The 8,183-nt window shown below is 70.8% G+C and carries 7 protein-coding genes; 3 read left to right on the plus strand and 4 right to left on the minus strand.

Annotation, left to right across the window (positions count from 1 at the left end; translation table 11 throughout):
• Positions 1-87 precede the first annotated feature (87 nt).
• Together HKK72_RS32350 and HKK72_RS42965 are read right to left on the minus strand one after the other, a co-directional pair.
• Positions 88-1,392: a dicarboxylate/amino acid:cation symporter gene (locus tag HKK72_RS32350; protein ID WP_315987564.1), complete on the minus strand. Its 1,305-nt coding sequence runs from the start codon at positions 1,390-1,392 to the stop codon at positions 88-90.
• Positions 1,393-1,507: 115 nt separating this feature from the next.
• Positions 1,508-1,588: a putative leader peptide gene (locus HKK72_RS42965; protein WP_410050363.1), complete on the minus strand. Its 81-nt coding sequence runs from the start codon at positions 1,586-1,588 to the stop codon at positions 1,508-1,510.
• 353 nt (positions 1,589-1,941) lie between these two features.
• On the opposite strand from HKK72_RS42965, the gene HKK72_RS32355 reads away from it, so the two are divergent.
• Positions 1,942-2,733, plus strand: coding sequence for a polysaccharide deacetylase family protein (locus HKK72_RS32355; RefSeq protein ID WP_187238235.1), 792 nt, complete (start codon positions 1,942-1,944; stop codon positions 2,731-2,733).
• A gap of 103 nt (positions 2,734-2,836) precedes the next feature.
• Here the strand turns inward: HKK72_RS32355 and HKK72_RS32360 are convergent, their stop codons facing one another.
• The gene (locus tag HKK72_RS32360; RefSeq protein ID WP_187238236.1) at positions 2,837-4,285 is read right to left on the minus strand and encodes an LVIVD repeat-containing protein; all 1,449 of its coding nucleotides are present in this window, start codon (positions 4,283-4,285) and stop codon (positions 2,837-2,839) included.
• Positions 4,286-4,509: 224 nt separating this feature from the next.
• Here HKK72_RS32360 and HKK72_RS32365 point away from each other — a divergent pair, with 224 nt between their 5' ends.
• Positions 4,510-6,054 carry an ABC transporter substrate-binding protein gene (locus HKK72_RS32365; RefSeq protein ID WP_187238237.1) on the plus strand — a complete coding sequence of 515 codons (1,545 nt, stop codon included), beginning with the start codon at positions 4,510-4,512 and terminating at the stop codon, positions 6,052-6,054.
• Positions 6,055-6,159: 105 nt separating this feature from the next.
• On the opposite strand, the gene HKK72_RS32370 is transcribed toward HKK72_RS32365, so the two are convergent.
• A complete protein-coding gene (locus HKK72_RS32370; RefSeq protein ID WP_261987423.1) occupies positions 6,160-7,728 on the minus strand; it encodes a M28 family metallopeptidase in 1,569 nt (522 codons plus the stop codon).
• A 165-nt stretch (positions 7,729-7,893) separates the two neighbouring features.
• Here HKK72_RS32370 and HKK72_RS32375 point away from each other — a divergent pair.
• Positions 7,894-8,183 (plus strand): YnfA family protein (locus HKK72_RS32375; RefSeq protein WP_187238238.1); only part of this gene is annotated, 290 nt, incomplete at its 3' end.

The raw sequence follows: 8,183 nt of genomic DNA on the forward strand, positions 1-8,183 counted from the left end.
GAACGAATTCGTCTCGAAGCCATCATGGCGAGCCGGCGCAGGGCGATTCCTGTCGCCCTGCGCCGATTCGCCGATTCGCGATTCCGCTTATGCCGGTACGGGCTCGCCACGCGGCGCCGACGGCCGCTCGACCAGAGGGCCGGCCGGCGCGTTGTAGACGTCCTCGTCGAGCAGGTTCTCGGAGCGGCCGACGAGGACGGGCACGACCATCTGCCCCGCGACATTGGTCGCCGTCCGCATCATGTCGAGGATCGGGTCGATCGCCAGCAGCAGACCGGCGCCCTCCAGCGGCAGCCCCAGCGTGCTCAGCGTCAGCGTCAGCATGACCAGGGCACCCGTGAGGCCGGCGGTCGCGGCCGAGCCGACCACGGACACGAGCGCGATCAGCAGATACTCCTTGACGCCGAGCGAGACGTTGAACACCTGCGCGACGAAGATCGCGGCCAGTGCGGGGTAGACGGCGGCGCAGCCGTCCATCTTCGTGGTCGCGCCGAACGGCACCGCGAACGAGGCGTACTCCTTGGAGACGCCCAGGCGCTCTGTCGTCACCCGCTGGGTGAGCGGCATGGTGCCGACCGAGGACCGGGAGACGAACGCCAGCTCCAGCGCCGGCCATGCCTTGGCGAAGAACCGCACCGGGCTGACCCGGCCCACGAGGGCGAGCAGCAGCGGGTAGACGACGAACAGGACGATGGCGCAACCGACGTACACGTCGACGGTGAACTTGGCGAGCGGGGACAGCAGGTCCCAGCCGTAGCTCGCGACCGCCTTGCCGATCAGGCCGAGGGTTCCCAGCGGAGCGAGCCGGATCACCCACCAGAGCGCCTTCTGCACGAGTTCGAGAACGGCCCGGTTCAGTTCGAGGAACGGCTCGGCCTTGTCGCCGATCGCGACCGCGGCGGCGCCGATCACGATGCCGAGGAAGACGATCTGCAGGACGTTGACCTCGGAGAAGGCGGTGAAGACGTTCTTCGGAATGATGCCGGTGAGGAAGTCCAGCCACGTGCCGCGGTGCTCAGCGTCCGGGGCCGCCGCACCCGAGAGCTCAAGGTGGACGCCCCGTCCCGGGTTGGTGATCAGGCCGATGACGATGCCGACGGCGACGGCGATGAGCGACGTCGCCATGAACCAGCCGACGGTGCGCCCCACCAGCCGGGCGGCATTGGAGACGTTGCGAAGGTTGGTGACGCTGAGCACCACCGCCGTGAAGACCAGGGGCGGCACGGCCAGCTTCAGGAGTTGTACGAAGATCTCGCCGATCTTCGTCAGGGTCGTGGTGAGCCAGGCGATGTCGGCGTTGCGGGCGATGAATCCGAGTGCGACGCCGAGCACGACGGCGACCAGGACCTGTGCCCCGAAGGGCCACTTCCAGGGGGTTACGGTGCGACTCACGAGGTGTTTCTCCATGGTTTGCGGCCGTCACGTCATGGCCGTGACGGCGAGGATGGGAGAAGGCCGGGACGGCCGGGCGGGGATGGCTCGTAAGACCGGTCGGTGGACCGGTCGATCAACAAAGCACTCCGGCCAGGCGGCACAGATCCACGTAGCGCCGGCCCACCAACCACGTGTGCACAACGGTGAACCTCACGGGCGTTGGAAACGATCCGATCAATGGCTGTATTCCCTACCGCGGCGCCCGGATACCTCGGGACCTGCGACGGCGACGGCGACGGCGACGGCGACGGCGACGGCGACACGGTGCCCGTTCGCGCCAGGACCGGCCGCGCCGAGGCGATGGCGACACTGGTGGCATTCGAGGGCTTGACCCTTTTCACCCCGGCTTGGCGAGGAAGGGACGGAGACTCGCCCTTGGTCCGCCTTGCGCCCGAGACATCCCTGGGTATGCCTCGACCTAGCGGCCGGAGCTGGCTGTTTCGGCCACGGGCGGGTGGCGCCGTAGGGCCGAACCGCCCGGCGACTGGATCGAGGTCGGGGGACGTCGTGGGGAACCTGGACAGACGACACGCGCTGGTGACGTTCGCCGCCGTCGGCGCCGGAGTGCTGGCGGCCTCGGCACCTGAGCCCATGCGCCCCGCACGGCCGGGCGAGCATCGGGCGAAGACCGAGTTCCGCACGTCACGACGCACCCGTCCCGACCCCGGTTACGCGCGCGGACGGCCGATGCGGGCGCTGCGCCGGCCGGTGCACACTCTGCACGACGTGACGCCGGCCGCTCCACCGAACGCGGTGGCGCTGACCATCGACGACGGCCCGGACCGCAGATGGACGCCGATGGTGCTGGACCTGCTCGCCGAGTTCGGCGTGCCCGCGACGTTCTTCGTCGTCGCAGAGCAGGTCAAGGAGTTCCCGGCACTGGTGCAGCGCATGGTGGCGGCGGGACACCAGATCGCCGACCACACCGTGACCCATCCGATGGATCTGCCGGGGTCCTCCCCGGCACGGATACGGGAGGAGATCGGCGGCGCGCGCGACCGGATCGCCCAGACCACCGGCGTCACCCCGAGATGGTTCCGGGCGCCCGGCGGGGCCTGGACCGCACGGATCATGGACACCGCCGCAGAGCACGGCATGGTGAACATCGACTGGGAGGTCGACACCCGTGACTGGACCCAGCCCGGCGCCCGCAGCATCGAGAGCAAGCTGCTGGGCGCGAAGGCCGGCGACGTCCTCCTCTGCCACGACGGCGGCGGCGACCGCTCCGGCACCGTCCACGCCCTGCGCCGCGTGATCCCGGTCCTGAAACAGCGCGGCCTCACCTTCGTCGCCCTCTGACCGGCACCCCAAACTCAGCCGTGATCATGCAGTTGTTCGCGCTGCCCGGGCTCGGCCGGCGAACAACTGCATGATCACGGGTGAGTGGTGCGTCCGGGCGCGGTCAGCGGAAGGTGGTCTTGAGGACGTCGATGCCGCGCACGTTGTCGGCGACGTAAACGTGGTCGCCGTGGAAGTACGCCGCCCATGCCCTCGCGTCGTCCGGCCGGTAGTAGGCGATCTGCCGCGGGTTCGTCGGGTCGCTGATGTCCAGGAACCGGGTGCCCTGTGAGTAGAAGGCCTGCGCGACCACGCCGTCCTTGACGTCGAAGTAGTGCGCCGAACAGTCGTCGGTGTCGGTGCGGCTGCCCTCCTGGCCGGCCACGCCCCAGGTGCTGAGCGTCCGGAGCCGGTACGGGTTCTCCGGCGTGGAACGCCAGCCCTGACCGCCGTACGACCCCTTGAGCGAGGCGATCACGGTCAGCCCGTCGTTGGCGCAGCCGTCGTTGAAGGTCTCCTCGGTCACGACGAGGACCTGGCCGTCGCCCCACTTCTTCGGGTCGGCCCCCTGGCCTCGGGTGCGCCCGACGGCCCGGAAGCTGTTGTGCATGAACGACGAGTTGGTGGTGGCCTCGTCGATGCCCCCGCCCGCGTAGGGCACCGGGTCCCACGCGGTCGCCTTGCGCAGTCGCTTCTTCACCGGGTCGTAGTGCAGGCCGCTGGTGTGATAGCCGCGCACACCGCCACGACCGGACGCCCACGCCACCCCGCTTGAGTCGACCTGGATGTCGTGGGTGTAGTCGGTCCGGCCGTCGTTGCGGCCGGTGTCGATCGGGTTCGGGAACACCTTCGGCTTACGCGGGTTCCGCACGTCGGTGACCCACACCGGGCGGCCGCCCCAGTCGGCGGGCATCCAGGTGGCCTTGGCCGGCCCGCCGGTCCACAGGTACTGGCAGTCGTTGACGCACGACGTGGTGTGCCCGGCCGGGATGACCTGGTAGGCGATCTGCTTGAGGCTCTCGGGCTTGGCGACGTCGACGACATAGACCCCGGACTCGCCGGTGTCGGTGGTGCCGCCGTACGCGCGCGGATCCCGCGACAGATAGATGATCTTGCGCTTGTGGTCGGCCTCGGTGTCCTCGCCCTGCCAGAAGCCGGGCAGGCTGAACTCGCCGACCAACCTGGGGTTGGCGGGGTCGGCGGTGATGTCGTAGGCCTTGAGCCCGAACCGGCCGGAGGCGTACATCACGGTGCGCTTGTGCCGCCCCTTGCCGTAGTCCATGAACACCAGCGACGTGGCGTCCTTGGCGTCGGGCACCGTGCCCACCCGCTGGACGCCCTTGACCGCCTCGGACACCTGGGCCGAGGTCTTGCCCACGTCGCGCCGGAGGTGTCCCGCGTGGGTCCCGAGGTCACGGCCCTCGCCCTGCGCCTGCGGCACGCCCTGCGTCCGCGTCTGCTGGGCACCCGGCTCGGGCGGGCACGCCCAGGCCGTACCGGCGGTCAGGACCAGCGCCGCGCCGGCCGCGACACTGCTGAAAAGGGCACGCCTCACGACGGTACGGGGGGACATCACGCCTCCACTTCGCGCGGATCATCGCCGCGCCCAGTGTCGACGCGGAACCCGCGGTGCTCACCGGCGACGAGTGCCAAAAATCCGTACGGCATCTGTGAGGTGATGCACGGACGGCAGGTGAGCGGTGGGACGGCCGGCCGCCACCCAGCGGAGATCTTCCGTGACCGGCCACGGTGCCGTACGCTCACCGGCGTCGCCCGAGTCGCACCCCTGGGAGGCCCGTGAAGACCACCACGCGGACGGTCGCGCTGGTCACAGGCGCGGTGGTGATGCTCGTGGGCCCGGTCGTCGCCGTGCGGGCGTGGAGCGGGCAGCAGGATCGCCGCATCTCGGTGGGCGCGCAGGCGCCGGCGACGCTGATCCCCGGCGACGTGCGCGACCCCACCGGCCGGATGATCGCGGGTGCGGTCTGGACCGGCCTCGTGTCCTACGATCCGCGCACCGGGGCGGCGATCGGTGCGGCGGCCGAGTCGATCACCAGCGACGACCGGCGGGTGTGGACCGTACGTCTCAGGGCGGGCGGCAGGTTCCACGACGGGTCGGCGGTGACGGCGGACTCGTTCGCGGGCGCGTGGACGGCCGTGCTGCGCGAGGGATGGCACGGGGCGCGGCTGTTCACCGAGGTCGCGCGGGTGAAGGGCGCGGCCAGGGCAGCCGAGACGGGACGCGTCGAAGGCCTCGCCACGATCGACGACCGGACCCTGCGGGTGACCCTCGACCGCCCGCTGACCGGGTTCCCCTCACTGCTGGGCGATCCGGCCTTCCTGCCGTTGCCGGACGGCGTCCTGCGCTCGCGTGACTGGCGGTCCTACGATCGGCTGCCGATCGGCAACGGCCCCTATCGCGTGCGGGCCCATGACTCGCGCGAGACCACGCTCGTACGGGTCGGCGCGAAGCAGGAGGACCGGCCGATCGTGGTGAAGGCGATGGACGCGGCGCGGCAGTACGCGGCCGCGCAGGCGGGTGACCTCGACGTCGCCACCCGGGTGCCGGCCGAACGGCACGGGTCCATGGAGACCGACTTCCGCAGCCGGCACGTGGTGGTCGCGGGCCGGGAGATGACCTACCTCGCCTTTCCCCTGCGGGACGAGCGGTTCGCCTCGGTGACGCTGCGGCAGGCGCTGTCGATGGCCGTCGACCGGAGCGCCGTCGCCGACAAGGCCCTCGGACAGCAGGCCTCGCCCGCAACGTCGCTGGTGCCGGCCGGCATCACGCTCGGCCGCCGCGACGGCCAGTGCCGGATGTGCGTGCACGACCCCGCGGCCGCGGCGGCGGCGCTGGCGGACGCTGGCGGGCTGACCGGACCCGTCACCCTCTGGTCCGACGCCGCCGACGGGCCCGCGGCCCGGGCCGTCGCCCAGCAGTTGCGCGACGCGCTGAAGCTCGACGTGCGACTGCAGGCCCTGCCCACCGCGGAGTATCGCAAGGCCCTGGCGGACGAGCGGGTCGACGGGCCGTTCATCGTGCACTCGGCGGCCGGCTATCCGAGCCCGGTCGCCGCCCTGGCGCCCCTGATGCGGGTGCCGACCGGCTACCGCGCGGCCGACCCCGCCGGCCTCATCGCCGACGCGGAGAAGGCGGCGACCCCCGAGGAGGGCGTCGTTCCGGCCCGTCTCGCCGAGAGCTCCCTGCTGCGCGATCTGCCGGTCACCCCGCTCTGGTACGGCCACGACCATCTGGTGTGGTCGGAGCGGATCCGCGGCGTCACCGCCGACGCCTTCGGCGGCCTGCGCCTCGACCGCCTCACCATCCCGGCCGACGAGTAGCCGGCCGGCCGCGCCGCAACGACGTCCCTAACGAACAACGGTGTGTTCGGTGGCCCCTCCCAGGGCCACCGAACACACCACAAGCCGAGCCGAGCCGACCCGCTGCTACTTCGTCAGTCCTCCGTGGTCGTGGGCGGCGGCCTTGGCGGTGCGGTTCGCCGCGGGGGCCGGGCGTACGTCAGGACCGGGCAGGTCGCTGCTGTAGGCGTAGACGAGCGCCGAGTGCGCCATCGCGCCGGTGTTCACCGCAAGCGCCTTGTCGTTGATGTTCGAGATCGTGTCGCAGGCCTGGTGGTAGCAGTGGTCGTAGGCCTCGCCGGCGGTGCCGCCGAACATGGCGGCCTCCTCGGGCGTCTTGATGCCCTCGGCGCCCGTGAACAGGCCACCGGAGGGGATGCCCGCGTCCATGAACGGCCCGTAGTCGGAGCGGCCGTCGAAGTCGGTGCCGACATGCCCGATCCTCAGCGTGTCGAAGTACTTCTCGAAGGTCTTCTCGATCTCGTCGGATCCGGGCGGGCCCGCGGGGGCGCCGGTCGCGTCGGAGTCGTCACCGTCGTAGATCTTGAAGGCGTAGTTCGGCGAAGCGACCATGTCGTAGTTGAGGTACAGCTTGATCTTGGCCTGCTCGGCGGCCGACAGGCCGGCGACGTAGTGGACCGAACCGAGCAGCCCGAGCTCCTCGGCGCCCCACCAGGCGAAGCGCAGCTTGTTCTTCGTGGGCAGGTTGCCGACGTGGGTGGCGAGCTCGAGCAGCGCGGCGCTGCCGGAGCCGTTGTCGTTGATGCCGGGCCCCGCGGGGACGCTGTCGAGGTGGGCACCGCCCATGACCAGCCGGTCGCCCCGGCCCCACTTCGAGTCGGCGATCACGTTGTAGGTGGTGCGGTTCTCGCTGGTGGTGTCGGTCTTGACCCGTACGACCGTGCCGGCGGGAGACGCGAGGTCCTCACCGACCACGAAGCTGACGCCCACCACCGGGACGGTGAAGTTGGGCTGGCCGAGCGTGCCCTGCAGGGTCTCGTCGCGGCCCGGCTGACCCTCGTTCATGATGATCACAGCGGAGGCGCCGGCGGCCTGGGCGTTCGTCGCCTTGATCTCGAAGGTGCAGGTGCCGCGCTGGAGCAGCGCGATGTTGCCCGCGGTGAAACCGGCGAAGTCCGCCGTCTCGCAACCGCTGGTCGAGCTCGGTTCCGGGGTGGGCGGCAGTGTGAGGTCGACAGCCTGCACCGTGCCGGTGACGTCGCCGGAACCCGAGTACGTCATCGTCGCGAACTCGCCCACCACGCTGCCGTCGGGCGGCGTCGGCGTGTAGGTCCTGGCGTCCGGCGAGATCTGGTTCAGCACTCCCGTGGAGTTCTCCTGGAAGTACGGGAACTGGAACGGCTGGACGGTGACCTTGTAGCCGGCCTTCTTGAGCTTGCCGACCACGTAGTCACGCGATGCCGCGTAGCCGGGTGTGCCGGACGCCCGCGTGCCGCCATTGGCGTCGGCGATGGACTGCAGCGCCCGGAGGTGCCCCTTGACGCCGGGGGCCTTGATCGACTTGAGCGCGGCCTGCTGCGCGCCGACGCTCGGGTCGGCGTCGGCGGGGGATGCGAGAGCCAGCGGCAGGGCGATCGCCGTGGCCGCGGCTGCGGCACGGAGAACACCCCGGCGGCGAAGAAGAAGGGGCATCATCGCTTCCTTCGGTTGAGGCCATGGACATCCCCCGAAATGCACGAATCTCGGAACTTAGCCCGATATATGGCTCTACGGAAGGCATTGCGCGGCCTCGGGACGCGATCGGCCGGACATGGCCGCGCTCACGAGAACACCCGCACGACGGTTCGCTACGGTCATGCGGTGACCGTCACGCGCTCCCTGCTGCTCTTCGTCCTCGCCGCCGTCGCCGAGATCGGCGGCGCGTGGCTGGTCTGGCAGGGCGTACGCGAACATCGCGGGCTCGCCTGGATCGGTGCGGGCGTCGTCGCCCTGGGCCTCTACGGCTTCGTGGCCACGCTGCAGACCGAGGTGCACTTCGGCCGCGTCCTCGCCGCGTACGGCGGTGTCTTCGTCGCCGGCGCGCTGGCCTGGGGCGTGGTCATGGACGGCTTCCACCCGGACCGCTGGGACATCGCCGGCGCCCTCGTCTG

This window comes from Actinomadura sp. HBU206391 (genome assembly GCF_014323665.1).
Classification (GTDB): domain Bacteria; phylum Actinomycetota; class Actinomycetes; order Streptosporangiales; family Streptosporangiaceae; genus Actinomadura_C.